Annotated in this window: 25 protein-coding genes and 1 tRNA gene; 16 read left to right on the top strand and 10 right to left on the bottom strand. The window is 68.3% G+C overall.

The genetic code is table 11. The features are described 5' to 3' along the window. Nucleotides 1–58: 58 nt before the first annotated feature. Nucleotides 59–862, top strand: a complete 804-nt coding sequence (locus tag ACPW96_RS03145) for an alpha/beta fold hydrolase (RefSeq protein WP_425819231.1) — start codon at nucleotides 59–61, stop codon at nucleotides 860–862. A gap of 51 nt (nucleotides 863–913) precedes the next feature. Here ACPW96_RS03145 and ACPW96_RS03140 read toward each other — a convergent pair whose 3' ends face one another. After that, a complete protein-coding gene (locus ACPW96_RS03140; RefSeq protein ID WP_425881988.1) occupies nucleotides 914–2,407 on the bottom strand; it encodes an MFS transporter in 1,494 nt (497 codons plus the stop codon). Nucleotides 2,408–2,501: 94 nt separating this feature from the next. Between ACPW96_RS03140 and ACPW96_RS03135 the strand changes: the two genes are divergently transcribed. Continuing rightward, on the top strand, nucleotides 2,502–3,122 hold the full coding sequence (locus ACPW96_RS03135) for a TetR/AcrR family transcriptional regulator (protein WP_425881987.1): 621 nt from the start codon (nucleotides 2,502–2,504) through the stop codon (nucleotides 3,120–3,122). 47 nt (nucleotides 3,123–3,169) lie between these two features. Here ACPW96_RS03135 and ACPW96_RS03130 read toward each other — a convergent pair whose 3' ends face one another. From ACPW96_RS03130 to paaA, 6 genes are all read right to left on the bottom strand, one after another. Beyond that, nucleotides 3,170–3,943 carry an enoyl-CoA hydratase/isomerase family protein gene (locus tag ACPW96_RS03130; protein WP_425819237.1) on the bottom strand — a complete coding sequence of 258 codons (774 nt, stop codon included), beginning with the start codon at nucleotides 3,941–3,943 and terminating at the stop codon, nucleotides 3,170–3,172. A gap of 21 nt (nucleotides 3,944–3,964) precedes the next feature. Further along, complete coding sequence (locus ACPW96_RS03125) at nucleotides 3,965–5,137, bottom strand: 2Fe-2S iron-sulfur cluster-binding protein (protein ID WP_425881986.1); 1,173 nt, start codon at nucleotides 5,135–5,137, stop codon at nucleotides 3,965–3,967. Next, nucleotides 5,134–5,625, bottom strand: a complete 492-nt coding sequence (gene paaD / locus ACPW96_RS03120) for a 1,2-phenylacetyl-CoA epoxidase subunit PaaD (protein ID WP_425881985.1) — start codon at nucleotides 5,623–5,625, stop codon at nucleotides 5,134–5,136. Before paaD ends, ACPW96_RS03125 begins: the two co-directional genes overlap by 4 nt. After that, nucleotides 5,619–6,383 (bottom strand): 1,2-phenylacetyl-CoA epoxidase subunit PaaC, encoded by a 765-nt coding sequence (paaC, locus tag ACPW96_RS03115; protein ID WP_425882138.1) that lies wholly within the window; start codon nucleotides 6,381–6,383, stop codon nucleotides 5,619–5,621. Before paaC ends, paaD begins: the two co-directional genes overlap by 7 nt. A 203-nt stretch (nucleotides 6,384–6,586) precedes the next feature. After that, the gene (gene paaB / locus ACPW96_RS03110; RefSeq protein WP_425819243.1) at nucleotides 6,587–6,970 is read right to left on the bottom strand and encodes a 1,2-phenylacetyl-CoA epoxidase subunit PaaB; all 384 of its coding nucleotides are present in this window, start codon (nucleotides 6,968–6,970) and stop codon (nucleotides 6,587–6,589) included. Then, complete coding sequence (gene paaA, locus ACPW96_RS03105) at nucleotides 6,970–7,908, bottom strand: 1,2-phenylacetyl-CoA epoxidase subunit PaaA (protein ID WP_425881984.1); 939 nt, start codon at nucleotides 7,906–7,908, stop codon at nucleotides 6,970–6,972. Before paaA ends, paaB begins: the two co-directional genes overlap by 1 nt. 88 nt (nucleotides 7,909–7,996) lie before the next feature. Here paaA and paaI point away from each other — a divergent pair, with 88 nt between their 5' ends. Together paaI and ACPW96_RS03095 are read left to right on the top strand one after the other, a co-directional pair. After that, on the top strand, nucleotides 7,997–8,437 hold the full coding sequence (gene paaI, locus ACPW96_RS03100; RefSeq protein ID WP_425819247.1) for a hydroxyphenylacetyl-CoA thioesterase PaaI: 441 nt from the start codon (nucleotides 7,997–7,999) through the stop codon (nucleotides 8,435–8,437). Further along, nucleotides 8,434–9,108, top strand: coding sequence for a TetR/AcrR family transcriptional regulator (locus ACPW96_RS03095; protein WP_425881983.1), 675 nt, complete (start codon nucleotides 8,434–8,436; stop codon nucleotides 9,106–9,108). Before paaI ends, ACPW96_RS03095 begins: the two co-directional genes overlap by 4 nt. A 363-nt stretch (nucleotides 9,109–9,471) precedes the next feature. On the opposite strand, the gene paaZ is transcribed toward ACPW96_RS03095, so the two are convergent. After that, on the bottom strand, nucleotides 9,472–11,517 hold the full coding sequence (gene paaZ / locus ACPW96_RS03090) for a phenylacetic acid degradation bifunctional protein PaaZ (protein WP_425881982.1): 2,046 nt from the start codon (nucleotides 11,515–11,517) through the stop codon (nucleotides 9,472–9,474). A gap of 245 nt (nucleotides 11,518–11,762) precedes the next feature. Then, nucleotides 11,763–12,461 carry a hypothetical protein gene (locus tag ACPW96_RS03085; RefSeq protein ID WP_425881981.1) on the bottom strand — a complete coding sequence of 233 codons (699 nt, stop codon included), beginning with the start codon at nucleotides 12,459–12,461 and terminating at the stop codon, nucleotides 11,763–11,765. A gap of 135 nt (nucleotides 12,462–12,596) precedes the next feature. Here ACPW96_RS03085 and ACPW96_RS03080 point away from each other — a divergent pair, with 135 nt between their 5' ends. From ACPW96_RS03080 to ACPW96_RS03060, 5 genes are all read left to right on the top strand, one after another. Then, nucleotides 12,597–13,028: a YdeI/OmpD-associated family protein gene (locus ACPW96_RS03080; RefSeq protein ID WP_425819253.1), complete on the top strand. Its 432-nt coding sequence runs from the start codon at nucleotides 12,597–12,599 to the stop codon at nucleotides 13,026–13,028. 94 nt (nucleotides 13,029–13,122) lie between these two features. Further along, nucleotides 13,123–13,791, top strand: a complete 669-nt coding sequence (locus tag ACPW96_RS03075; RefSeq protein ID WP_425819255.1) for an asparagine synthase — start codon at nucleotides 13,123–13,125, stop codon at nucleotides 13,789–13,791. Nucleotides 13,792–13,822: 31 nt separating this feature from the next. Continuing rightward, nucleotides 13,823–14,233, top strand: a complete 411-nt coding sequence (locus tag ACPW96_RS03070) for an MmcQ/YjbR family DNA-binding protein (RefSeq protein ID WP_425881980.1) — start codon at nucleotides 13,823–13,825, stop codon at nucleotides 14,231–14,233. Beyond that, a complete protein-coding gene (locus ACPW96_RS03065; RefSeq protein ID WP_425881979.1) occupies nucleotides 14,230–15,027 on the top strand; it encodes a glycoside hydrolase family 16 protein in 798 nt (265 codons plus the stop codon). Before ACPW96_RS03070 ends, ACPW96_RS03065 begins: the two co-directional genes overlap by 4 nt. Before the next feature lie 72 nt (nucleotides 15,028–15,099). Beyond that, nucleotides 15,100–15,172: transfer RNA gene (locus tag ACPW96_RS03060), tRNA-Arg, on the top strand. A 53-nt stretch (nucleotides 15,173–15,225) separates the two neighbouring features. Here the strand turns inward: ACPW96_RS03060 and ACPW96_RS03055 are convergent. Then, a complete protein-coding gene (locus tag ACPW96_RS03055) occupies nucleotides 15,226–16,311 on the bottom strand; it encodes a LacI family DNA-binding transcriptional regulator (protein ID WP_425819285.1) in 1,086 nt (361 codons plus the stop codon). A 314-nt stretch (nucleotides 16,312–16,625) separates the two neighbouring features. Between ACPW96_RS03055 and ACPW96_RS03050 the strand changes: the two genes are divergently transcribed. The 7 genes from ACPW96_RS03050 to ACPW96_RS03020 all read left to right on the top strand — a co-directional run bounded on the left by ACPW96_RS03050 (nucleotide 16,626) and on the right by ACPW96_RS03020 (nucleotide 25,488). After that, complete coding sequence (locus ACPW96_RS03050) at nucleotides 16,626–17,987, top strand: ABC transporter substrate-binding protein (RefSeq protein WP_425819287.1); 1,362 nt, start codon at nucleotides 16,626–16,628, stop codon at nucleotides 17,985–17,987. A 70-nt stretch (nucleotides 17,988–18,057) separates the two neighbouring features. After that, entirely contained in the window at nucleotides 18,058–18,984 is a 927-nt protein-coding gene (locus tag ACPW96_RS03045) for a carbohydrate ABC transporter permease (protein WP_425819289.1), read from the top strand. Next, the gene (locus tag ACPW96_RS03040; RefSeq protein WP_425819291.1) at nucleotides 18,981–19,907 is read left to right on the top strand and encodes a carbohydrate ABC transporter permease; all 927 of its coding nucleotides are present in this window, start codon (nucleotides 18,981–18,983) and stop codon (nucleotides 19,905–19,907) included. Before ACPW96_RS03045 ends, ACPW96_RS03040 begins: the two co-directional genes overlap by 4 nt. A gap of 36 nt (nucleotides 19,908–19,943) precedes the next feature. Beyond that, complete coding sequence (locus ACPW96_RS03035; RefSeq protein ID WP_425881978.1) at nucleotides 19,944–21,455, top strand: alpha-N-arabinofuranosidase; 1,512 nt, start codon at nucleotides 19,944–19,946, stop codon at nucleotides 21,453–21,455. A 42-nt stretch (nucleotides 21,456–21,497) separates the two neighbouring features. Beyond that, the gene (locus tag ACPW96_RS03030) at nucleotides 21,498–22,511 is read left to right on the top strand and encodes a LacI family DNA-binding transcriptional regulator (protein ID WP_425881977.1); all 1,014 of its coding nucleotides are present in this window, start codon (nucleotides 21,498–21,500) and stop codon (nucleotides 22,509–22,511) included. A 91-nt stretch (nucleotides 22,512–22,602) separates the two neighbouring features. Further along, nucleotides 22,603–24,147 carry an alpha/beta hydrolase-fold protein gene (locus ACPW96_RS03025; protein WP_425881976.1) on the top strand — a complete coding sequence of 515 codons (1,545 nt, stop codon included), beginning with the start codon at nucleotides 22,603–22,605 and terminating at the stop codon, nucleotides 24,145–24,147. A 195-nt stretch (nucleotides 24,148–24,342) separates the two neighbouring features. Then, nucleotides 24,343–25,488, top strand: a complete 1,146-nt coding sequence (locus ACPW96_RS03020; RefSeq protein WP_425819299.1) for an endo-1,4-beta-xylanase — start codon at nucleotides 24,343–24,345, stop codon at nucleotides 25,486–25,488. Nucleotides 25,489–25,563: the final 75 nt, after the last annotated feature.

Genomic DNA, 25,563 nt, shown 5'->3' with positions numbered 1-25,563 from the left:
TCAAGAGGTCGTGGATGTCGGGACGCGCGGTTAGCGTGGCCCGAAAGGAGGTCCATCCATGACCGAGTTTCTGACCACTCCTGGCGGCGATCGCGTGGCCTTCGACGTGCGAGGCGAAGGACCGGCGCTGATCTTCATCGCCGGCGCCGGCCCCGTCGGCCGAGAGCCGGAGACCGCGCAGACCGCCGAACTGGCCGCTGCCGCCGGCCTCACCACCCTCGTCTACGACCGGCTCGGACGTGGTGAGAGTGAGCTCGGCGGGCCGGCGACCCTTGACCGCGAGGTCGACGCCATCGGCGCGCTGATCGAGCGGGTCGGCGGCCGCGCGGCCCTCTGCGGGCATTCGTCGGGCTGCACGATCGCCCTGGCGGCGGCAACCCGAGGGCTGCCCGTCACGGCGCTCGCGCTCTGGGAAGCGCCGATCGAGGGGGAATCGAAGGAGGCGGCGCCGTGGGCGGCGGAGTTCGGGCGCCGTGTGGATGCCGGCGACAACGTCGGCGCGCTGGAGTACTACATGAAGGACATGCCGCCCGAGTGGCTCGAGGGGGCGAGGCAGGCGCCGTTCTGGCCGGCGATGGTCGCCGCCGCACCGACGAACCGGGTGGATGCCGACTCCCTCGCGTGGGCGGAGTCCGCGCCGCTGTCCGAGCTGCTGGGCGGTCTCGACGTCCCCGTGATGGCGATCGTGGGGGAGGAGACGATGCCGCTGATGATCGACGCCTCGCAGGCGATCGTGGATGCCGTCCCCGGCGCCGCGCAGCGGCGCATCCCCGGCGCCAACCATACCTGGGAGCCGGCGCCGATGGCGGCCGTCCTCGTCGAGCTCGTGCAAGGAGCGGAGAGCAGGGCCGGCGCGGCGTAGGAAGCGGGGGCTTCGAACGCTCGAAACCCTCACTCCCCACGGCGGAGGGTCCTAGCGCGCGATGACCGGATCGGCGCTCGCCTGGACCACGGGTTCCTGTGCCAGCGAGAGACCGTGGCCGCGCCGGCGGAAGAGCAGCGCCGACATGATCGCTCCCGCGACGAAGAACGCGGCACCCCACCAGTACGCGGTCGAGTAGCCGGCGATCGCCGCCTGAACCCCCACCTCGGGCGTGGTGGGCGTGTTGGCCACCAGGAAGTCGGCGGTCGCGGTAGCCGCGAGGGTGTTGAGCAGCGCGGTGCCGATCGAGCCTCCCACCTGTTGGCTGGTGTTCACCGTCGCCGACGCGACGCCCGCGAACTCTCGGTTGACGCCGAGCGTCGCGGTCTGCATCGAGGCCGGCATGATCGTGCCCATCGCGAAGCCGATGACCATCAGCGGCGCCAGCACGTGCGCGGCGTACGTGCTCGACTCGTCGAGGAACGTCAGCCAGATCATGCCGATCGCGCCGAGCGTCATGCCCATCGGCACGAGCACCTTCGGCCCGAATCGCGGGATGAAGATGTTCGTGCCGAGCTGCGCCGCGAGGATCAGCATCCCGATCATCGGCAGGAAGGCGAGGCCCGTCTGGATCGGCGAGTACCCCAGCGTCAGCTGCAGATAGTAGGTCACGAACAGGAAGATGCCGAACATGCCGGCGCCGGCGACCATGACCGAGAGGTAAGCGGCGCCGCGGTTGCGGTCGAGCACGATCGACAGGGGCAGCAGCGGGTGCGCCGCCCGGCGCTGCCACAGGACGAATGCGGCGAGCAGGATGACGGCGGCGGTCAGCATCCCCCACGTCAAAGGCGAGTCCCAGCCGTCTGTCTCGGCGTTCGAAAAGCCGAAGACGAGTCCGAAGAGACCACCGGAGACGAGCAGCGTGCCCGGAACGTCGAGCTTCGGTCGCGGGCCGGTGCGCGGCAGGAGGGGCAGATAGATGAGCGCCCCGACGAGCGCCACGGCCGCGATCACGACGTTGATGTAGAGATTCCAGCGCCAGCCGACCGTCTCGGTCAGGATGCCGCCGAGCAGCAGGCCGACCGCGCCGCCGGCGCCGGCGATTGCACCGAAGACGCCGAACGCCTGCGCGCGTTCCTTGGGGATCGTGAACGTCGTTGTCAGCACCGCCAACGCGGTCGGTGCCAGCAGCGCCGCGAAGGCGCCCTGCAGTGCACGGGACGCAACCAGCAGCTCAAAGGTGCCCGAGGCGCCGCCGAGGGCGGACGCGGCCGCGAAGCCGACGAGGCCGATGATGAACGTGCGCTTGCGGCCCATCAGGTCGGAGAGGCGACCGCCGAGCAGCAGGAGGCTGCCGAAGGCGAGCGAGTACGCCGTGATGATCCACTGGCGCTGACCGTCCGAGAAGCCGAGGTCGGCCTGGGCGGACGGGAGGGCGATGTTCACCACGGTCGCGTCGAGCACCACCATGAGCTGGGCGAGGCCGACCACGGCCAGCGTCAGCCAGTGGCCGCGATTGGTGGGCGTGGGGGTGTGAGAAGACATGCTGGTCACTATATACGGTACTATTGAGTTCCGGATCTACTTGGTTCCGAAATTTACCCCGCGGTAATGTCGACACGAGAGAAGGGAGTCCGCGATGACGCAGACCGACCTCGTGGATGCGCAGCCCAAACTGGGCCGCAAGCGCGATCACAGCCGCGATCCCGAGATCTTGGATGCCGCCCTCGACGTCCTGGCCGAGACCGGGTACGACGGCATGACGATCGACATGGTCGCTGCCCGGGCAAAGGCCGGCAAGGCGACCCTCTACCGCCGGTGGGCGTCGAAGACCGAGCTCGTGCTCGACGCGGTGGCCTGCATGAAGTCCAGGGGCCAGGACCTCACGTCGCCCCCCGACACGGGGACCCTGCGCGGGGACCTCGTCGCGATGGTCAAATCGCCGACCATCGCGGAGAGCGAGCGCAAGCTCAAGGTCATGGCGGGAATCGTGTCCATGATCGCCCGCGACCCCGAGCTCGCCGTCGCGGCCCACGAAGCGCTGGTCGAACCGCGCGCGGCGGCGAACCGCATCATCTTCCGGCGCGCGATTGACCGCGGAGAGATCTCGGCCGACAGCGACGTCGAGACGCTCTGCACGATCGGCCCGGCGATGGTCGCTTACCGCACGCTGATGCTGCGTGAGCGGGTCGACCGGGACTTCATGATCGACGTGATCGACCGGATCATCCTGCCGGTGGCCGGCGTGCCGCGATCCTGACGAAGGTGACCGTGTCCGCCCGTGCCGGGACCCGCCTGATCCTCGTCTCAGCTGAGGCCCGTGAAGGACGGGCGCCGCTTCTCCTGGAACGCCGAGAAGCCCTCGCGGTAGTCATCCGTGTCGCACAGCGCCGCCTGCGCGCGGTTCTCGGCGTCGAGCGAGTCCCAGAGCCCGAGGCGCTCGTCCCGCAGGGCGTGCACGAGGGCCTTCGACGCGAGGAACGCCTGTGTCGCCCCGGCTGCGGCCGTCCGGGCCGCACCCCTGGTAGCGCCCACCACGCCGTCGGCCGGGAAGACCCGCGAGAAGAGCCCCGCCTCGACCGCCTCGGATCCGGACATCAGCCGTCCCGTGTAGATGAGGTCGAGCGTCCGGTGGGCGCCGAGCCGCTCGTAGAAGAGCGCGTGCCCGCCCGAGTCGAGGGTCGCGCCGAGGTTCGCGAACGGGGAGCCGATCTTCGCGTTGTCGGCGACGTAGACCACATCGGTCGCGATGAGCAGTCCCAGGCCGACGCCGAGGCACGCACCGTGCGCGACGGCGAAGGTCGGGGCGGGGAACGCACTCATGCGGCGGAGCAGCGGCCCCACCAGGTCGCCGAGGTACCCCATCACGTCGTCGGTGCGCGGGTCGACGCCCGAGATGTCGCGGCCCGCGCAGAACGCCCTGCCCTCGCCTCGGAGCAGCAGCGCCCGGACATGGGCGCCCTCGGCGTCGGCGTAGGCGGTCTCGAGCTCGGCAAGGTCGCCGGGGCCGAGGGCGTTGAGCCGCTCGGGCGCATCCAGCACCACTTCGGCGACGTCGTCTTCGATGCTCAGGTGGATCATCCTGCTCCTCTCCTCTCCCGCTCAGACGTCGTAGTCGACGACGACGCGAGGGGTCTGCGGGTGGGACTGGCACGTAAGGACGTACCCCCGCGCGAGTTCGTCCGGCTCGAGGGCGTAGTTCTGGGTCATCCGCACGTTCCCCTCGACCAGGCGGGCGCGGCACGTGCCGCACACTCCGCCGGCGCACGCGAACGGCACGTCGGCGCGCACGCGCAGCGCGGCATCCAGGATCGCCTCGTTCGCCGCGACCGGCGACTCGACCCGGGACGAGAGCCCGTCCAGCGTGAACTCGATCTGCACGGTCTCATCGCCGGGGCGGGTCTCGACGGGCCGTCCCCGGTCGATGCGCGGGCTGTCGGCATCCGTCGTGAAGAGCTCGAAGCGGATGTCGGATGCCGGCACCCCGCGGCGCTCGAGCGTGTCGCGGCAGAGCGCCACGAGCTCGAACGGGCCGCACAGGAACCACTCCGTGACACCCTCCGGGGGTAAGAGCACGTCGAGAATGCGGCCGAGCTTCTCGGCATCGATGCGCCCCGACAGCAGGGGCGCCGCCCGCTGCTCACGCGAGAGCACGTGATGCAGCGCCAGCCGCGCGGGGTAGCGATCCTTCAGGGCGGCGAGCTCCTCGAGGAACATCACATCCTGCGTGGCGCGGTTCGTGTAGACGAGGGAGAAGCGCGCGGTAGCGGATGCCGCCAGCACGGATGCCGCGAGCGCCATCATCGGCGTGATGCCCGAGCCGGCGGCGATGCCGGCCAGGTGCGCCCCGTCGAGGTCCGGGAGCCCCGTCGTGAACGTGCCTTCCGGGCTCATCACGTCGATGCGATCCCCCGGTTTCAGCTCGGTGTTCGCCCACGCCGAGAACACGCCGCCGATGTCGCGCTTGATGCCGACCGAGATGGTGGTCCCGGCTTGGCTCGCCGAGACGTTTTCGGTCCCTCGGCCGTCCCCGGTCCCTGAGCCCGTCGAAGGGTCGCCCGGCGCGGGGGCGCGGCAGATCGAGTAGCTGCGGCGCAGCTCGTGGCCGTCGATCGTTGCGCGCAGCGCGACGTACTGTCCCGGCAGGTAGGCGTAGTCGTCCCGCAGCTCGGACGGTACGGCGAACGTGACCTCGACGCTGTCGGCCGTCAGCGGACGGACCGCCGTGACCTCGAGCTCGTGGAACCGCGCCCGGCGGCGCGTCGTGGTGCTCACAGCACCTTGAAGAAGTCGAACGGCTCGAGGCACGCGCGGCACTCGTAGAGCGCCTTGCACGATGTCGACCCGAAGTGGGAGAGCTCCCGGGTGTCGAGCGACCCGCACTGCGGGCACCGCACGCTGAGCGTCACCGGCACGCGGGTCCCGCGGGCGGGTGCGTGGCCGTTGGGCGGTGCGATGCCGAACCCGGCCAGCTTGGCCTTGCCGGCAGCCGTCATCCAGTCCGTCGTCCAGGCGGGGGAGAGCACGGTGCGCACCTGCACGTCGGTGTAGCCGGCGTCGAGCAGGGCCGCACGCACGTCGTCGGTCATCGCATCGAGGGCGGGGCATCCGCTGTATGTCGGGGTGAGCCGCACGCGCACGCGGGAGCCGTCCTCCTCGACGGAGCGGAGCACACCGAGGTCCTCGATGGTCAGCACCGGGATCTCCGGGTCGACCACCGCGGCGGCGATGTCCCAGGCACGGGTGCGGGTCGCGGTCACCATGTCGCCCCCGGATGCTGTCGCGCCAGCACCTGCATCTCGGCGAGCAGAAAGCCGAGGTAGCTGGAGGGTCGGCCCTCGCGGCCACCGCCCGACGAGAACGGCACGCGGGGTGCCTCGAGCTCGCAGGCGCTCAGGATGCCGGTCAGCTCCGCTTCCACGTCGTCGCGCAGGGATGACGGGGGTACGGCGATCCCCGGCAGCGCCAGCGCCGCCTCATCGTCGACGAAAAGCTCGCCGAGGTAGGGCCAGAGGTCGCCGAGGGCGACGATCGTGCGCCGCCGGGATTCCTCCGTGCCGAGCGCCAGGCGGCGCATCCACTGCTCCGCGTGGTCGAGGTGGTACGCGACCTCCTTCTCGGCCTTCGCCGCGATCGCGGCGAGGGTCGGGTCGGCGGATGTCGAAAGCTCCGCGTAGAGTGCGTGGAAGTAGGTGGATGCGAGGAGCTGCCGCACGATGGTGTGCGCGAAGTCGCCGTTCGGCTGCTCGAACAGCCACCGGCTGCGGAACTCGCGCTCGCCGCGCCAGTAGGCGAGGTCGTCCTCGGTGCGGCCGTCGGCGCTGCCCGCGTAGTGCAGGAGCGAACGGGCGTGGCCGAGCAGGTCGAGGGCGATGTTGGCGAGCGCGATGTCCTCCTCGAGCTCTGGCGCACGAGAGATCCACCAGCCCAGCTGCTGGGCGAGGATCAGGGCGTCATCGCCGAGGCCGAGCGCGTACGCGGCGACCTCGGGGGACGCGACGGCGGCCTCGTCGCCGATCAGCTCGGCGTCGAGCTGGACCGTGTCGACGACGATGTGCGCGGTACGAGCATCCGGCCCCTGCGCAGCCGCATCCGGTCCCTGCGCCGCCGCATCCGGTCCCTGCGCCGCGGCATCCGGTCCGTGCGTCGCGGCATCCGGTCCCTGCGCCCCCGCATGCGCTCCCTGAGCCGCGGCATCCGGTCCCTGAGCCTGTCGAAGGGTCGTCACAGGTGCGGCACCCCCTCGGACGCGGTGTAGTACGTCGCGTGCCGGTAGTTCTTGCCCGATGGACTCTCGAAGAAGGCGTCGCGCGCATCCGGGTCGCTCGTCGTGATCGCGTCCGCGGGCACGACCCAGATCGAGACACCCTCGTTGCGCCGCGTGTAGACGTCGCGCGCGTTGCGCACCGCCATCTCGGCATCCGGAGCCTGCAGCGAGCCGACGTGCACGTGGCTCAGCCCGCGGTTGGCTCGCACGAACACCTCCCACAGTCCCCACGACGCTTCGACAGGCTCAGCGACCGGGGTGGGCCCGGTCCCCGAGCTTGTCGAGGGGTGGGAGGACGACGCTTCGACAGGCTCAGCGACCCGGGTCGGCACAACATCCATCACGCCGCCACCTCCGTCCGCGACATCCGCTCGGCGTACGCCGCCGCCGCCTCGCGCACCCACCCGCCGTCCTCGTGCGCCTGACGCCGGTGCTGGATCCGCTGCGCGTTGCAGGGTCCGTTGCCCTTCAGCACGGCCTCGAACTCCGACCAGTCGATGGGTCCCATCGCGACGACGTTCCCGTCGTCGTCGAGCCGCAGTTCGGGGTCCGGAAGCGTGATGCCGAGCGCTTCGGCCTGAGGCACGAGCATCGCGACGAACCGGTTGCGCAGGTCATCGTTGCCGAAGCGCTTGATGTTCCAGGCCATGGACTGCGCCGAGTTCGGCGATTCGTCATCCGGCGGCCCGAACATCATCAGGCTCGGCCAGTACCAGCGGTTCACGGCATCCTGGGCCATCTCCCGCTGCGCGGGCGTGCCGTTCATGAGCGTCAGCAGGATCTCGAATCCCTGCCTCTGGTGGAACGACTCCTCCTTGCAGATGCGCACCATCGCGCGGGCGTACGGGCCGTACGAGGCGCGGCAGAGCGGCACCTGGTTCACGATGGCGGCGCCGTCGACGAGCCAGCCGATCGCGCCCATGTCGGCCCAGGTCGGAGTGGGGTAGTTGAAGATCGAGGAGTATCGGGCCTTGCCTGCGAGCAGCGCCTCGGTCATCGCGTCGCGCGGGGTCCCGAGGGTCTGCGCGGCGGAGTAGAGATAGAGCCCGTGGCCGGCCTCGTCCTGCACCTTGGCCATCAGGATCGCCTTGCGCTTGAGACTCGGGGCGCGCGAGATCCAGTTGCCCTCGGGCTGCATGCCGATGATCTCGGAGTGCGCGTGCTGCGACATCTGCCGCACGAGCGTCTTGCGGTAGGCGTCGGGCATCCAGTCCCGCGGCTCGATGCGGGAGTCGGCGGCGATCAGTTCGTCGAACCGGGCCTGCTCGCGTGTCGTCATCGTCAGCACCTTTACTTTACGATCGTTCAGTTATTATAGGCCCACGCCGCGGGTCGGACAAACGATGCGGGCGAACAGAGGGGGTCGGATGTCGAGCCGCGACATGATGGCGAACGACCGGGCCTCCGCGGCGCTGGGCATGGTCGTCGAGACCGACGAGCCGGGGCGCGCCGTCGTCTCGATGCGTGTGCGCGACGACATGACGAACGGCTTCGGCATCACCCACGGCGGGCTCGTCTTCGCGCTCGCCGACACGGCGTTCGCGATCGCCTGCAACGAGGACGACCGCGTCACCGTCGCCGTCGGCGCAGAGATCGACTTCGTGCGCTCGACGGTCAGCGGCGAACTGCTGAGGGCGACCGCGGAGCGCCGGGTGCGACAGGGTCGGCGCGGCGTCTACGACGTCACGGTGACCGACGAGGCTGGAGACGTGGTGGCGCTGTTCCGCGGACGGGCGGTCGTCACGGATCGCCCGGCGCCGCCATCCATCGTGCCGGCGGATGCCGCGGCCGCAGGAGCGGGCGGGTGACCGAGGGGCCCGTGGCCGGCGACGTGGCAGAGGCGGGCGTGGCCGAGGCCGACAGGGGCGAGGCCGTTACCGCGCCCGTCACCCCTGAACCGCGCCGCGGCCGGCCCGGCTACGACCGGCGGGGCGCCCTCGAGGTCGCCGCGCGCGTGTTCAACGAGCACGGCTACGACGCGACATCCATGGGCATGCTGGCCACGCGGCTGGGCCTGTCGAAGTCGGCGATCTACCATCACTTCGCGTCCAAGGAGCACCTGCTGGATGCCGCCCTCGACGAGGCGCTCGGCGGACTGGAGCAGGTCCTCGAAGAGCCGGGCGCTGCGGCGGGCGAGCCGATCGACCGCCTGACCTATGTGGTGCGCCGGGCCGTCGAGGTGCTGGTCGAGCGGCTGCCGTACGTGACCCTTCTGCTGAGGCTGAGGGGCAACACCGAGGTGGAGCGGACGGCGCTCGAGCGTCGCCGTCGATTCGACGAGGCCGTGAGCGCCCTCGTACGGGCCGCGCAGGCCGACGGGGCGGTGCGAGCGGATCTCGACCCCGCGATCGCGACGCGGCTCGTCTTCGGAATGGTGAACTCCCTGGTCGAGTGGTACCGGCCGACCGGCCCCGAGCGCCCCGCCGACATCGCCGACGACGTGCTCGCCCTCGTCTTCGACGGCCTCCGCCGCCGCTGAGCGCGGGACGTCTGCGCCGCTGACCCCGGGGTCGCGTGCGCGCGAGCCCGAGAGGCCGACCCCGTTCCCGCTGCACAATCCGGACGGCGCTGCGTCGATTCGCGTGGCCCGCGCAGGAAAGTGCAGCGCGAACGCCCGAGCCGGGCGAGCTGCGGCGCGGGAGCGTGCCGGGCCGCCGCTGGGTTCGGGATGCGCGCGATACCCGCTCGCGCTGCACAATCCGGACGGCGCTGCGTCGATTCGCGCGGCCCGTGCAGGAAAGTGCAGCGCGGATGCCGGGCGGACCCGGGCAACGGGTGAGTCAGCGCCCGGTCGGCCCGAAGTGCGACCCGGCACCGAGCCCGCCCAGAACTCCCGTGCGACCTACTCCTTCGCGACGAGCGTCAGCACGTCGTAGGTCGCCACGAGGTCGTCGCGCTGGTTGCGGATCACGGCGTCCCACCGCACCTCGCCGTACTCGTCGGTCTCGCGCGGGGTGATCTGCTTCGCGGTCAGCTCCACGCGGATCTCGTCGTCCGGGCTCACGGGGGTCACGAACCGCAGGTTCTCGAGCCCGTAGTTCGCGAGCACCGGGCCAGGCGCCGGGTCGACGAAGAGGCCCGCCGCCCACGACACCAGCAGGTACCCGTGCGCCACGCGACCGGGGAAGAACGGGTTCGCCGCCGCGGCATCCTCGTCCATGTGGGCGTAGAAGGTGTCGCCGGTGAAGTTCGCGAAGGTCTCGATGTCATCGAGCGTGACCGGCCGCGACTCCGAGATCAGCTGGTCGCCGATGCGCAGTTCGCCCAGGCTCTTGCGGAACGGATGCCGCTCGTCGCTCCGCGCCTTCGCGCCGGGGTGCCACACCCCGGTGAGGGCGGTGAGCATGTCGGGGGAGCCCTGAATGGCCGTGCGCTGCATGTGGTGCAGCACGGCACGGATGCCGCCGAGTTCCTCGCCGCCGCCTGCGCGCCCGGGGCCGCCGTGCACGAGGTGCGGCATGGGGGAGCCGTGCCCGGTCGACGAGCGTGCGTCGTCGCGGTCGAGCAGCAGCACGCGGCCGTTGCACGAGGCGATCCGCGAGGTCAGCTCGACCGCGAACACCGGGTCGTGGGTCGCGACGCTTGTCACAAGGGACCCCTCGCCTCGCGCGACCAGGTCGGCCGCGTCATCCACGCTCTCGTAGCCGAGGATGGCAGCGACCGGACCGAACGCCTCGATCTGGTGCACCGCCGGCGTTCGGGCATCCGCGAATCGCAGCACGAGGGGGGTGATGAACGCGCCGTCCTGGGCCGGCCCGCGGGTGCCGTCGGCCCGCACCACCTCGGGGGCGTCGGTCGAGCCGATCGCGATCTCGCCACCGGCCTCCACGAGCCGCGCGACCTGACGGAGCACCTCGTCGCGCTGCGCGGTGGACACCAGAGGCCCCATGGTCACGCCGTCGCCGCGCGGATCACCGAGCACCGCGCGCTCTTCGAGGCGTGCGCGCACCGCGTCGAGAACGGCATCGACGGATGCCGCGGGCACGATCGCCCGCCGGATCGCCGTGCAGCGCTGGCCCGACTTCGCCATCAGCTCCGCCACGAGCTGCTTCACGTAAGCATCGAACTCCGGGGTCCCCTCGCCGGCGTCGAGCCCGAGCACCGAGGCGTTGATCGAGTCCGTCTCGGCCTGGAAGATGGCGCCGTTCGGCACGCGCGCCCGCAGCATCGCGGCCGTCGATGCCGATCCGGTGAACGCGACGATGTCACCCAGCCCGAGGCTCTCGAGCAGGCCGGGCACGCTCCCGCACACCAGTTGCAACGCGCCGTCGGGCACCTCGCCGGACTCCACGAGGATGCGCACCATCGCCTCGGCGACGAACGCGGTCGGGGTCGCCGGCTTGACGATGGTCGGCATACCCGCGAGGAACGCGGGCGCGAACTTCTCGAGCGCTCCCCACACCGGGAAGTTGAACGCGTTGATCTGCACCGCGACCCCCGGCAGCCGGGTGTAGATATGCCGGCCGAGGAATGAACCGTCTTTCGAGAGGGACTCCGACGGGCCGTCGACGTAGACCTGGGCGTTCGGAAGTTCGCGCCGGCCCTTGGACGAGTACGTGAAGAGCACGCCGATACCCCCGTCGACGTCGACCCAGGCGTCGGATTTCGTCGCACCCGCTCGAGCCGATGCCGCGTAGAGCTCGTCCTTGCGCTCGGACAGCACCTGTGCGAACCGCTTCAGGAGGAGGGCGCGCTGGTGAAAGGTCAGCGCGCCGAGGCTGGCCTGGCCGATGCGGCGCGCATAGTCCACCGCCGCGGCCAGATCGAGTCCGTCGGCGCTCACCTCGGTGATCAGCGCGCCGGTGGACGAATCGCGGACGGGGACGGCGGAGCCCCCGGCATCCGGTGTGAACCACCGCCCGGTGGTGTAGCTCGGCAGCGCGCCCATGGCTGTCCTCCTCATCGAGAACGGATTAGTGACCGATCGTTCAGGAAGTCTAACCGAGCGACACGGGTACGCCACCAGCCTCGGGTGAAGGTATCTACTGAGCGACCGCGGCCGCATCGCCGAGAGTCCCGTGCGCACACGGGTGAACGCGCTTCTGCCCGAGGGTGGGGTCCGGGCACCGCCTGGCACGCGCGGTGCACGTTGGCAGGCGGCGCCTGGACCTCAGCTCGGACAGGAGACCGCCGTCAGTGCAGAAGCCCGCACGCAACCGGATCGGTGGCCTCGGCGGGGAGGCTGGGATCCAGCTCGCTGGCGCCTTCCGGATCGCTGAGGTTGTACGCCCCGTTGCCGTCGTAGTCGTTTCCGTGGATCACGACGACGCCCTCAGCCGCGCGGATGGCCTCGGCGATCTGTGCAGCGGTGCCGGTGCCGCCGGCACCCGGGTAGCCGGTTCCAGCAACGTCAGTGAACGCGATGTTCCGCCGGAAGTAGTTGTAGGTTCCGTTCTTGGAGACGGGGAACCGGGTAACGTCCAGAAAACTGGCCGGCGACGTGTCGCCGCTGGTGTTCAGCGATACGACGACGGGCCCGTAGGCCGGAACGCCTTCGACGGTGTTCAGCCGCCCGTCACCGTTGCTGTCCAGCGCCAGCGTGGGACACTCGTTCAGTGCCTGCTCGCCGTAGTGGATGTGCTGGGCGTGAGGCGCATTGGGTGAGAGGCCCCTCGCGCGGATTCCGATCGCCCGGATCGTCTCGTCGCGAACGACCGCGATCGCCTTCCCCGAGGCCCCCGATCCGTTGAGCTCCGTGAGAGTGGCGGTGAGCACCACGTTCTTCCCCGGTGACGGCTCGGGATCATGCGCCATCGCCGGCGCAGCGCCGAGCGACATGGCAACAAGCGCTGCGGCACCGACGCCGAGCACCCGCTTGGTGTTCTTCTTCACGATTCACTCCCTTGTGTCATCGCCCGCCGGGGAGATCCCGACGGTTCGTGCGACAGGTGTGATTCGTTGCGGCGCGCCGAATGGATTGGCGGAGGTCGCCTGTCCAGCCGGCGGCATCCGTGGCACACTCGCCCCATGCGCTTCGAGACGACCCTCTTCCAGACCGGCAACAACACCGGGATCGAGGTGCCTCCCGAGGTGATCGAGCAGCTCGGCGGAGGCAAGCGGCCGGCGGTGACGGTCGAAGTCAACGGCTTCCAATACCGCAGCACCGTCGCGGTGATGGGCGGGCGCTACCTCATCGCGTTCAGCTCGGACAAGCGGGCCGCAACGGGGCTGAACGGCGGCGACCCCATCACGGTCGAGCTCGCCCTCGACGCCGCGCCGCGGACGGTCGAGGTGCCCGACGACCTTGCTGCGGCGCTTCGCGGCGGCGATGCGCAGGAGGCGTTCCAGGCGCTCTCGCCGAGCGCGCGCAAGGCGCACGTGACGAACGTGGAGGGCGCGAAGACGCCCGAGACGCGCCAGCGCCGCATCGATTCCATCGTCGCGAAGCTCGTCTCCTGAGCGCACGCGCCGCTCGGCCGGCGGGCGCGGGCTGCGCTTCTGGAATGCGCTCGCCGTCGGCCCGCTAATCTCTGAGGGAGGGAGGTGGGCGGCTGTGGGGAGAAATGCGGATGCCGTCGCCGAGGGAATCGCGATTGCCACGGCGGCCGCTCGCCTGAGTGTGAAGAACAACATCCTCGTGGGGACGATCTCGCTCGGCGAACCCTTCGAGGCCTCGCGGTTCGTGCCGGTGGCGCGAGATGCCCTCCTCCTGCTCGCCACCGAGGCGGAGGACGCGGCGAGCCTCGCGAAGCGTCAGCGCAAAGCCGCCTGGGGTCAGTACTCCCAGCCCGACGGCACGCACGACTATCGGGACCGCGACGTGAAGAACCTGCGTCGCCGCGGTCGTCAGTATCTGCGGGTCGCGAAGGAGCTCCGCAGAAGGGGCGATGATCCGGACGCGCTGGCAGAGCTCGTCGAGGCCGCGCGCGAGGCGGCGTGGGCGGATGTCGAGTCCAACCTCGAACGGCGGCTGAGGGTCGAGGGCATGCGCCCCGAGTCCGACCCCGACTACGAGCGCATGCGTGCGGCGCGGATGCAGTCGCTGCGCCTCGTCGACCTCGAGCGCCTAGCCGCGCAGCACCGGCGCCGGCTTCGCGGCGCGGACGCTGATGACGAGGACGATGGGGCGGATGACGGCGCCGGCGTGGATGACAACGTCGGCGTGGATGACACCGCCGGCGTGGATGGCAGTTCCGCCGCCGGCGACTCGTCAGAGCGCTGACGTCGTCGGACGCTCCTGGCACAATCGGGGGATGCCGGACACGCCGCCGCCCTCGCCCTTCCCGCGGGATGAGGCGTTCATCCCCCGCCTGCGGGAGCTCTGCCTCCGGTATCCCGAGGTCGCGGAGGTCGCCGCGCACGGCCGGGCCACCTGGCGCGCCGGCACCCGGCAGTTCGCCATCGCCGGCGCCGCCCATCAGCCGGAGCAGGCGGTGGTCGTACGGGTCGACCCGGACGAGCGGGAAGCGCTGCTCGAGCGCGACGACGTGTGGGTCCCCGCATACGACGGTGCCTGGGGCTACCTCGCCATCGCGGCGCATGAGGAGGCGGACTGGCAGCTGATCGCAGAACTCGTCGACTCGTCGTACCGCTCGGTCGCGAATCAGCGTCAGCTTCGAGCCCTCGACGCAGAGCCGGTCGTTCCCCTGCGAGGCGATGCATGACCGACATCGATCGCAGCCGCTGGGAACTCGAGTTCGAAGACGACTTCGACGGGAACGACATCGATCCGTCCAGGTGGATCCCGGCCTATCTGCCGCAGTGGAGCAGCCGCGCGGCGACAAGACCGCGCTACTCCCTCCGCAACAGCGTGCTCACGCTGCGGATCGATGAGGACCAGGCGCCGTGGTCGCCGGAGTTCGACGGCACGACGTACGTGTCGAACCTGCAGACGGCGGTCCGCTCGGGACCTCTCGGCTCGCGCGACGGCCAGCACCGCTTCGCCGATGCCCTGGTGGTGCGCGAAGAGCAGCAGCGCGAAGTGCTCTACGCCCCGAGCGAGGGCCTCGTCGAAGTGCGCATGCGTGCCACCCCCGACCCCGACGCGATGGCGGCGCTGTGGCTGATCGGAATCGAGGACAGCCCCGAGCAGTCCGGTGAGCTCTGCGTCGCCGAGATCTTCGGCCGCGACATCCGGGGGCAGACGATGAAGGTCGGCGTCGGCGTGCATCCGCATCATGATCCGGACCTGCCCGACGACTTCACGACGGTCGACGTTCCCGGTGCAGACGAATTCCACGAGTATGCCGCCGCGTGGTCGGCCGACGGCGCGCGGTTCTACGTGGACGGCCGCCTGGTTCGCTCCGTCGCACGCGCGCCCGCCTATCCGCTCATGCTCATGCTCGACCTGTATGCGTTCGCGCGGCCCGACGGCGGGCGGGGCGCGCTGCCGAAGTCGTGCGAGGTGGATTGGGTGCGGGGATGGCGTCCCGCCGCCCCGGAACCCTCGCCGATCTGACCTCGGTTCGCGGCATCCTCGCGCGTGGGGTATTCTGGACGCTGGCCTGCGCGCCTTGCGCCAGGCGAGACTGCGCTCGTAGCTCAATGGATAGAGCATCTGACTACGGATCAGAAGGTTGGGGGTTCGAGTCCCTTCGAGCGCACACTGTGTTGAGACAGTGACGGAAGAAGTGCCGAAGCATCGGCACTTTTTTCGTTAAGCCTCGGGTCGAAGCGAGCGCGCAGGGAACGGCTGCTGCTGCTCCGCAGGCTGGCTGACGTGTGGGAAGCCCGTCGACTCCCGGCCCACGATGCGAAAGTTCGGCTTGATGCGCCGGGGCGGCATCCTCTCGCCCTTCTCTGCGATGCGCTCGACGAGCATCTCGACCGCAAACTCGGCGATATCGTCGCGTCCCGGGTCCACGCTCGATAGGGATGGGAGCGAGAAGCGTGTCGCATCGGTGTTGTCGAAGCCGATGATGGCGACGTCGTCGGGTATCCGCACACCGGCTTCGCCCAGAGCGCGCAGAGCGCCGATGGCCAGAGTGTCGTTCAGAGCGAAGAGCCCGTCGAACGATGTCCCCGAGGCGATCAGGGCGCGTGTGGCGATTGCGCCGTTCTCGTGACGCCACTTGCCGGCGGAGCGGATGAGGTCGGGATCATCGGGGATCCCGGCTGCCGCGAGCGCCTGCCGATACCCCCGCACGCGCAGGGTCGCCGAACCCACCGCATCCGCCGGCTCCGAATCGGCCGCACCGATGAGTGCGATCCGGCGACGGCCGAGCCCCAGCAGGTGTTCGACAGCCGCCTGTGCGGAAGACACGTTGTGCATCGTGACGTGATCGGTGGGGCCGCCGAAGATGCTCTCGCCGAGGATGACCAGAGGAAACGGCACGTCGAGCAGCCCGGCATCCATCTCGCCGATATGAACAGGGCTGAAGACGATGCCGTCTGTCAGCCGAAGTCGGCGACCCGCGATGACATCGAGTTCATGCTCGCGTACCTCGTTGGTCTGATCGACGACCACCCCCAGGCCCCGCTTCTCTGCGGCCACGATGATCGAGTCCGCCAGCTCGGCGAAGTACGCCTCTCGCACCGACGGGATCGCGAGCCCGATCACGCCCGTCTTTCCCGAACGAAGGCCACGAGCGGAGAGATTGGGCTGGTATCCGAGTTCCTTGACGGCTACGAGCACTCGATCGCGCGTCGTCGCCCGCACGTGCGGGTAATCGTTGATGACGTTGGACACGGTCTTGATCGAGACGCCTGCCACGCGGGCCACATCGTGCAGCGTCGCACTCATGTCGCCTCCTTGCGCCGGCTCCCACGGCCTGTGCGTGTGCGGCAAGCTTAGCGGCGCTCCTGGTCCGCGTTCCGGCCGCCGTCCGCTGCACGACAAGAGACTTGCGATTACCGCTCTTCGGACAGGGACTTTTCGAAATTCCTTGACACGACTCGGGTGATCGGGGATAGTCATTTCCAACGTTGAATGTACAACGTTGCAAACACGATTCAGACACCCCGATCTGCTCGGTGGGCGCACGCTCGCCAGGTCGAATGGGGACCCCGCGATCGTGGGCGCTTCGACGAAGATGTCCAGCACCGAAAGGAATCACAGTGAAGACGACACCGGTCATCGCTGCAGCAGCCACGCTCGCGCTGGCGAGTGCCCTCGTTTCCTGCTCCCCGGGCGAGAACGATGCGGACGGCGGCGGCGGCGGAAACGACGCGACCAACTGCACCAACACGATCAAGAACGAAGACGCACCAGTGGTGACGCTGTGGGCCTGGTATCCGAACAGCGAGACCGTCGTCGACAACTTCAATGAGGAGCACGATGACGTGCAGGTCTGCTGGACGAATGCGGGCGCGGGCGGCGACGCCTATGACAAGTTCCAGACCGCCATCTCGGCAGGCAGCGGCGCTCCCGACGTCATGATGGTCGAGGCCGACCGGATCGCGACGTTCCAGGCGCAGGACGCCCTCGTCGACCTGACGGACATCGGCTATGAGGACGTCAAGGACAACTTCAGCGAGGGCGCCTGGAAGGACGTCTCGGTCGGTGATGCCGTCTACGGGGCTCCGATCGACGGCGGCCCGATGGGCATGATCTATCGCACCGACGTCTTCAGCGAGTACGGCATCACTCCGCCCACGACGTGGACCGAGTTCGAGGCCGCCGCGCAGACGGTGAAGGATGCCGGAGGCCCGGTCTTCGCCAGCTTCGCCGCGAATCAGCCCGCCGAGGTCACGGCGCTCATGTACCAGAACGGTGCGGAGCCGTTCGAGTACGACCCCGCCGCCGAGGGCGAGATCGGGATCAACCTGAACAGCGACGAGATCAAGGAGGTCCTCGACTACTGGAGCGGCCTCGTCGAGAAGGGTCTGGTCGGCACCGAAGATCAGTTCACGCCCGAGTACATCTCCGGCGTCATCGCCGGCGACTATGCAACGTACCTGTCGGCCGCCTGGGCCCCCGGCTACCTGCAGGGCGCAGGCGTCGGCGAGGGCGCTGACGCCGGCGTGTGGGCGAGTGCGCCGATGCCGCAGTGGAACCCGGACAACCCGATCGCGATCAACTGGGGCGGCTCCGCGTTCGCGGTGAGCAGCCAGGCGGCGGATCCCGAGCTCGCAGCGCAGGTCGCCTTCGGCGTCTACGCGGACCAGGCCTCGCTCGACGAGGGCTGGCAGCAGCAGATCATCTTCCCGCTGAACCTGAACGTGCTCGAATCGGAGGAGTTCCTGAACTACGAGGTGCCCTTCTTCAACGGCCAGCAGGCCAACAAGGAGGTGTACGTGCCGGCCGCCAACGCCTACACCGGTATGACGTACACGCCGATCGGACAGTACTACTACTCCCAGCTGACCGAGCAGATCGCCCGGATCAACGATGGGTCCGCGACCGGCTCTGAGGCCGCGGATGCGCTCCAGGCAGCCGTCGTGGCATACGCAGAGGAGCAAGGGTTCACCGTCAAGTGACATGACACGAGGGCCGGTCCGTGTCAGTGCGGACCGGCCTTCGGTCATCCGTTCCATACCCGGAGAAATCATGACAGCGACAACCGCAAGTCCCGCAAAGACGAAGGTTCGCAGATCGACCGCCGCCCGGCAGAACCTGTTCGGATGGCTCTTCGTCGGACCGTTCGGAATCATCTTCCTCGCCCTTCTCGTCCTGCCCATCGGCTACGCCTTCTACCTGAGCCTGTTCCAGAAGTCGCTGATCGGCGGGACGAGGTTCGTGCTCTTCGGCAACTACGCCAAGGCCTTCAGCGACCCGTCGTTCCTCGACGGCGTGTGGTTCGTGGTCAGGTTCTCGCTCGTCCTGATCCCGCTGCAGATGGCCGTCTCGCTCGCGATCGCGCTGATCCTCGACATCGTGGTCACCCGGTTCGCACGCTTCTCGCGCCTCATGATCTTCCTGCCGTACGCGATCCCGACCGTGATCGGCGCCCTGATGTGGGGGTTCCTCTACAGCGACAACTTCGGCCCGCTGGCGGAGATCTTCGAGAGCTTGGGTCGACAGGCGCCCGATTTCCTGAGCACCGGCCTCATCTTCTACGGCCTGCTCAACATCGTCACGTGGCAATGGGCCGGTTACTACATGATCGTCATCTACGCGGCGCTGCAGGGGATCGATCCCACGCTCTACGAGGCAGCCCGCATCGACGGCGCATCCCAGTGGCAGATCACACTGCGGATCAAGATCCCACTGGTCGCCCCGGCGCTCCTGCTGATCCTCGTTTTCGCCCTCATCGGCACCCTGCAGTTCTTCAACGAGCCGCAGATCCTGCAGCAGCTGGCCGCCGGGTCCATCCCCAATGACTTCACGCCGAACATGTACGCATATCAGCAGGCGTTCTCGCTGGCCAACTACAACTACGGCGCCGCGATCTCGTTCGCGCTGGGCGCGGTCGTCTTCGTCTGCGTCTACATCTTCCTGTTCGCCACCCGCAAGCGAGGGAGCATCCTCTCATGACCGTCACACCTGTCGAGGTCACGGGCATCCCTTCGGCGCCCGACGATGCCTCCAAGCGGAGGCGGCCCCCCCGCGCTCGCGGCCGCATCCCCCTGAACATCGTGCTCGCGCTGTTGATGATCTACTTCCTGATCCCGTTCTGGTGGCTCATCGTGAACAGCTCGAAGAGCGCCGCCGGGCTGTTCGGGGGCGACAGCTCGCTCTGGTTCGCCGACGACATCGACTACATCGGCAATCTGATCGACCTGTTCACGTACAGCGGTGGGATCTACGCTCGCTGGCTGGCGAACTCCGCCCTCTACGCGATCGTCGGAGGCCTCGGCGCCACCGTGCTGGCGGTGCTGGCGGGTTACGGCTTCGCGAAGTACCGCTTCTTCGGCCGCCGTGCCTCCTTCGCGATCCTGCTGGGTTCGGTCATGGTGCCGACGACTGCTCTGGTGATCCCGACCTTCGTCCTGTTCGCCCAGGCCGGGTTGACGAACACGATCTGGGCGGTGATCCTGCCGACGCTGCTCAACCCGTTCGGCGTGTACCTGATGAACGTCTACGCCCGCGACGCGGTACCCGACGAGCTGCTCGACGCCGCACGCGTGGACGGCGCGGGGGAGTTCAGGACTTTCCTGCAGGTGGCCCTTCCGCTGCTGCGACCCGCCATCGTGACCGTTCTGCTGCTGTCGGTCGTGGCGTCGTGGAACAACTACTTCCTCCCGCTCGTGATGCTGTCGGACAACCGGCTCTTCCCCGTGACGGTCGGGATCGGCCTGTGGAACTCGACCGCGTCGACCTACGGCGCCGCCGGCGGACAGACCCTGTGGAGCATCATCATCCTCGGCTCCTTGGTCTCGGTCATCCCCCTGATCATCGCGTTCCTCACCCTTCAGCGTTACTGGCAGGGCGGGCTCTCGATCGGAAGCCTGAAATGACATTTCGCGACCACCATCACGACACCAATGAGGACCATGATCTCCGCACATCTGACAATCGACCCCCACTTCGTCGTCGGACCGATCAACCGCCGTCTTTTCGGCTCGTTCGTAGAGCATCTCGGGCGGGCCGTGTACGAGGGCATCTATGAGCCCGGCCACGCCGACGCGGACGAGCACGGCTTCCGTCGAGACGTGATCGAGTTGGTTCGGGAGCTCGGCGTCTCGACCATCCGGTATCCGGGGGGAAACTTCGTCTCCGGATATCGGTGGGAGGACGGCGTCGGCCCCCGCGCGGAGCGGCCCAGACGGCTCGAGTTGGCATGGCATTCGACGGAGCCGAACGAGATCGGCCTCGACGAGTTCGCCACCTGGCTGGACAAGGTCGGCAGCGAGATGATGTACGCCGTCAACCTCGGCACCCGCGGGGTGGAAGAGGCACTCGACGTGCTCGAGTATGCGAACCTCAATTCAGGAACGGCTCTGAGCGATCTGCGCATCGCGCACGGTACCCCGCAGCCGTACAACATCCGCATGTGGTGCCTGGGCAATGAGATGGACGGTCCGTGGCAGCTCGGTCACAGCACCGCTCAGAGCTATGCCGAGCTCGCATCCAAGACGGCGCGTGCGATGCGTCAGATCGACCCCGACCTGGAGCTTGTCGTGTGCGGCAGCTCGAGCGGCCAGATGCCGACGTTCGGCGCCTGGGAGCGGACGGTGCTCGAGGAGACGTACGACGCCATCGATTACATCTCGTGCCACGCCTACTACGAGCCGCTCAACGGAGACTTCAAGAGCTTCCTTGCGTCAGCCGTCGACATGGACCGATTCATCGACAAGGTCGTCGCGATCGCGGACGGCGTGAAGGCCGTGCGCGGCAGTGACAAGACGATCAACATCTCCTTCGACGAGTGGAACGTCTGGTATCTGTCGCGCTATCGCGAGGTCGACCGTGTCTCAGGAGTCGACAGCTGGCCGGTCGCGCCGCGCATCTGCGAGGACACCTACTCTGTCGCGGACGCCGTCGTGGTCGGAAGCCTGCTGATCTCGCTGCTTCGCCACGCGGATCGAGTGACCGCCGCGAGCCTGGCTCAACTGGTGAACGTCATCGCGCCGATCATGACCGAGCCGGGTGGTCCTGCGTGGCGCCAGACGACCTTCTATCCGTTCGCCGTGACATCACGACTCGCCCGCGGCGTCACCCTGGACGTCACGCTCGACAGTCCGTCGTACGACACGGATCGATTCGGGTCGGTGCCCGTGATCGATGCCGTCGCCACCAGGGATGAGGCGACCGGCCAGACGACGGTCTTCGTCGTGAACCGAAGCATGGAGGAAGAGGTCACGATCGACATCGACGTGCGCCAGCTCGGAAGCGTCGCGCTGCAGGAGGTGCAGTCCCTGCACGACGACGACATCCACGCGGCCAACACCCTGGAGCATCCCGACCGGGTCGGTCTGCGCGGCAATCAGTCGGCCATCCTCGCGGACGGCATGGTGACCCTGCAGCTGCCTCCGGTTTCGTGGACTGCGTTGACCCTGGGGTAGCGGGCGTGACCGCGCTCGTGCGGCATGGCTGAGAAGAACCGCGTGACCCTGGCGACGATAGCTGCGGCGACCGGGGTGTCCGTCACGACGATCTCGAAGGTCCTCAACGGCCGCGGGGATGTCGCGGCCTCGACCCGGATCCTCGTGGAGGAACACCTGGAGCGGCTCGGGTACGCGCGACGCGGTGAGAGCAGAAGCGAGTTCATAGAGGTCGTTCTCCATGAACTCGATTCCAATTGGTCACTCGAGGTGATCGAGGGGGTGCGCGACGTCGCAGCGTCTTCTGGTCGGACGATCTCGCTATCCGTCAACGGCGACCGCTACGCGCCGACCGAAGGGTGGATCATCGACGTCGTCCGTCGGCGTCCGATCGGTGTCGTGCTGGTGTTCGCCGGCCTGCCGCCCTCGGCCCGCCGCACGCTGCAGGCGCGCGGCATCCCATTCGTGATCCTCGACCCCACCGGCGACCCGGCTCCGGACGTACCAGGAATCGGATCGGCCAACTGGCAGGGCGGAGTGCTCGCCACCCGCCATCTGATCGAACTCGGTCACCGTGTGATCGGGGCGATCATGGGCCCGGACGACATGATGTCCTCGCTGGCGCGCATCGACGGGTTCCGCTCCGCGATGAGCTCGGCGAGTCTGGAGGTCCACCCCGAGTGGGAACGATTCGGCGAGGTGAATGTCGAGAGCGGCGAGCAGATCGCCGGGGAGGTTCTGGCGATGCCGGAGACTCCCACCGCGATCTTCGCCGGCAGTGATCTGCAGGCGATGGGGGTCGTTCGCGCAGCCCGTCTGCGCGGGCTCGACGTGCCGCGCGACCTCTCCATCGTGGGGTACGACGACATCCCGCTCGCGAGCATCAGCACTCCGCGCCTGACAACCGTTCATCAGCCTCTCCGACGCATGGCCGAGGAAGCGACGCGCCTGCTGCTGCGGATGCGGGGCGGCGAGGAGCCGGCGACGACCCGCATAGACCTGGCCCCGACGCTCGTGGTGCGGGAATCCACGGCGCCGCCCGACCACCCGTTGCATCCTTCATTTACAACGTCGTAAAGATTTGCTTTACAACGTAGTAAACCTTCGGTTAGCCTGGCCGCGGCGAGCAGCCTTCCGGCGCTCAGTGGCCGTTCAAGGAGGAACAGTAATGGGAGCTTTGCAATCGAGTAGGCAGACCGGAGGGGTGCGGGGCAGTGCCGTCCAGGCGCCACTCCTGAAGCTGATGACGGCTTTGGCGCTCGCGTTGGCGATGGTGCTGAGCATGTCGGCCGTGTCGGCGCGGGCCGACGAGGTGAATCTCACCCCTGGGCCGACCGTCACCCAGGATCCGAACTCGCCGACCGGCTACACCGGCCACTTCGTGTACTACAACCCGACCGCGACCAGCGTGCGATTCGTCGCCGACATCATGCTGCGCAACTGGGCGGACCCCACCGACACGACCGTCTACTCGCCGTTCGAGTACCGGCCGGGCCTGATGCGCGGAGGCGGTGGATACGACGTGGAGATGACAGAGGTGGCCGACGGCTACTGGGTCACCGATGTGCCGCTCGCCGCGGGCGCCAACCAGTACTGGTTCTACGTCGACAACGACACGAGCTACTGGGTTCCGGATCCCGCGAACTCACCGATCTTCGCTCCGGACGGCATCCAAGGCACCGCCCGGCGCGCGTTCAACAAGGTGCACGTGCCGTACGATCCGGTGAAGCAGAACTACGCACCGCTTGCTGCACGCGAGATCGAGAACCCCCGGGCCGACTCGCCCAAGGGCACCTGGAGCTATGTGCCGTTCGAGGTCAACGGCACGACGCGCACCATGGGCGTCTACCTGCCGCCGAACTACGACCCGAACCGGGCCGAGCCGTACAAGACGATCTACATGCAGCACGGCGGCGGGCAGGATCAGTCCGACTGGATGAACATGGGTGACGTCCCCGTCATCATGGACAACCTCCTCCAGGACGGCACCACCGAGCCCGCGATCGTCATCACGACGAACACGAATTACCTCGGCGCGCCCAACGAGGGCTACCCCAACCTGCGCAACGTCGTGATCCCGTTCGTCGAGGCGAACTACAACGTCTCCACCGACGCGATCGACCGCGCGTTCGCGGGCCTGTCGGCGGGTTCCTTCGTCACGCAGAATCTCATGCGCTACGACACTCTGAGGTTCGGGTACTACGGTCCCTGGAGTGGAGGCGCACAGGCAGTGCTTGCCACTGTACCGAACATCGATAAGCCCTACATCCTGTACGGCGGCGGTCGGTGGGACTTCGGTCTGCCCAATGCGAACACCGTCGCCGCTCTGGATCAGGTTGCCTTCGTCGAGAACGTGGTCGTCGCCGGTGCCCACGACTTCAACGCCTGGAACCAGCTGTTCACCATCTGGGCGAGGGACTACCTGTGGCACCCGGAGGCGTTCATCCTTGATGAGGTCACCACGCTCAAGGACGCCGTCGCGGACACGGGCCTCAATAAGGGGAACCGCAACGCGCTCACCGTGAAGCTCGATCAGGCGCTCAAGCTCGTGCCGAAGGACGAGAACGGCGGCGCGGTCGATGTGCTGAACGGCTTCGTCGCTCAGGTCAACGCGTTCGAGAGCAATGGAAAGCTCACAGAAGAAGAGGCGGCAGGGCTGCTCGTCATCGCGAATCAACTGCTCTCCAACCTCGGATACTGGCAGCAGCAGTAGTCAGTACGTGAAGTGGGTTGCCGGCGGAGCTTCTCCGTCGGCAACCCATTTCTGCGGCACCAGCGAAGGTCAAAGGCTCCTTGGTCACCGTTTTCGAAATAAGTTGACGACAAGAACTTATCGTGCTTAGCATGGTCGCCGGATGGAAAACGTTATCGAACCATCCTTCACCACCCCATGCAAAGGAGCATTTCCATGCGCATTTCCCGTCCCCTGCTCGTCGGCGCGCTGGCTACGGCCTTCGTCGTTGCCCCGGGCACAGCCTTCGCCGCCGATCCGGCCCCGCCGGCCAACCCGAATGCGTCGAAGCACTCGGCCGTCATCGGCGAGAACACCCTGCGCGCGCTCGCCGAAGAGGCTGGCATCGAGATCGGTGTCGCCGTCAACACCGACCTGCTGGCTAAGAACGGCAAGTACCGCAACATCGTCAACACCCAGTACTCGAGCGTGACGGCCGAGAACGTCATGAAGTGGGAAGCGCTGAACCCCGCGCCCGGAGTTTATGACTGGGCGGCGGCCGAAGCGCTGATCGCCAACGCCGAGGCGAACGGCCAGGTGGTGCGCGGGCACACGCTCGTGTGGCACAACCAGCTGCCGACGTGGCTGACCACCGGCGACTACAGCGCCGAGGAGCTGCGCGCGATCCTTGAGAACCACGTTCGGACGGTCGCCGGACACTTCGCCGGTCGCATCCAGCAGTGGGACGTCGTGAACGAGATCTTCAACGACGACGCTGAAGGAAGCTTCCGCGAGACCATCTGGTACCAGGCGTACGAGGAGCTGGGCCTTCCGGGCGAGCAGTACGTGGCGGATGTGTTCCGCTGGGCGAACGAGGCCGACCCGGAGGCGCTGCTGTTCTACAACGACTACAACCTCGAGTTCACCGGCCCGAAGAGCAACGCCGCGTACGCGTTCGTGCAGGAGCTGCTCGCCGCAGGGGTGCCGATCGAGGGCGTCGGCTTCCAGGGACACCTCGACACCCAGTACGGATACCCGGACCTGCAGAACAACCTGCAGCGCTTCGCCGACCTCGGCCTCGAGGTCGCGCTCACCGAGGTCGACATCCGCACCTTCGTGACGCAGAAGAACAACGGCACCTACACCAACACCCCCGCCGATCCGGCGGAGGAGGCCGAGCAGATCGACTGGTGGGCCCGGACGCTGGAAGCCTGCCTCGCGGTGGAGGCATGCAACTCGTTCACCGTGTGGGGGGTATCGGACGCGAACTCGTGGATCCCCGGCTGGTTCACCGGCCAGGGCGCGGGCCTGCTGTACGACACGCACAACAACCCGAAGGCCCAGTACGACGCGCTGCGCGAGGTGCTGCGCGCCGCCGCCTGACCGGCATCGGATTCGCGTCCGGCGGCCTTCCGTCGCCAGGACCACGAGGGGCACGTCCATCCGGGCGTGCCCTCG

It is taken from the genome of Micromonospora sp. DT81.3, from assembly GCF_049847225.1.
In the GTDB taxonomy this organism is placed as follows: domain Bacteria; phylum Actinomycetota; class Actinomycetes; order Actinomycetales; family Microbacteriaceae; genus Microbacterium.
This window is presented reverse-complemented; position numbering and strand designations above follow the sequence as displayed.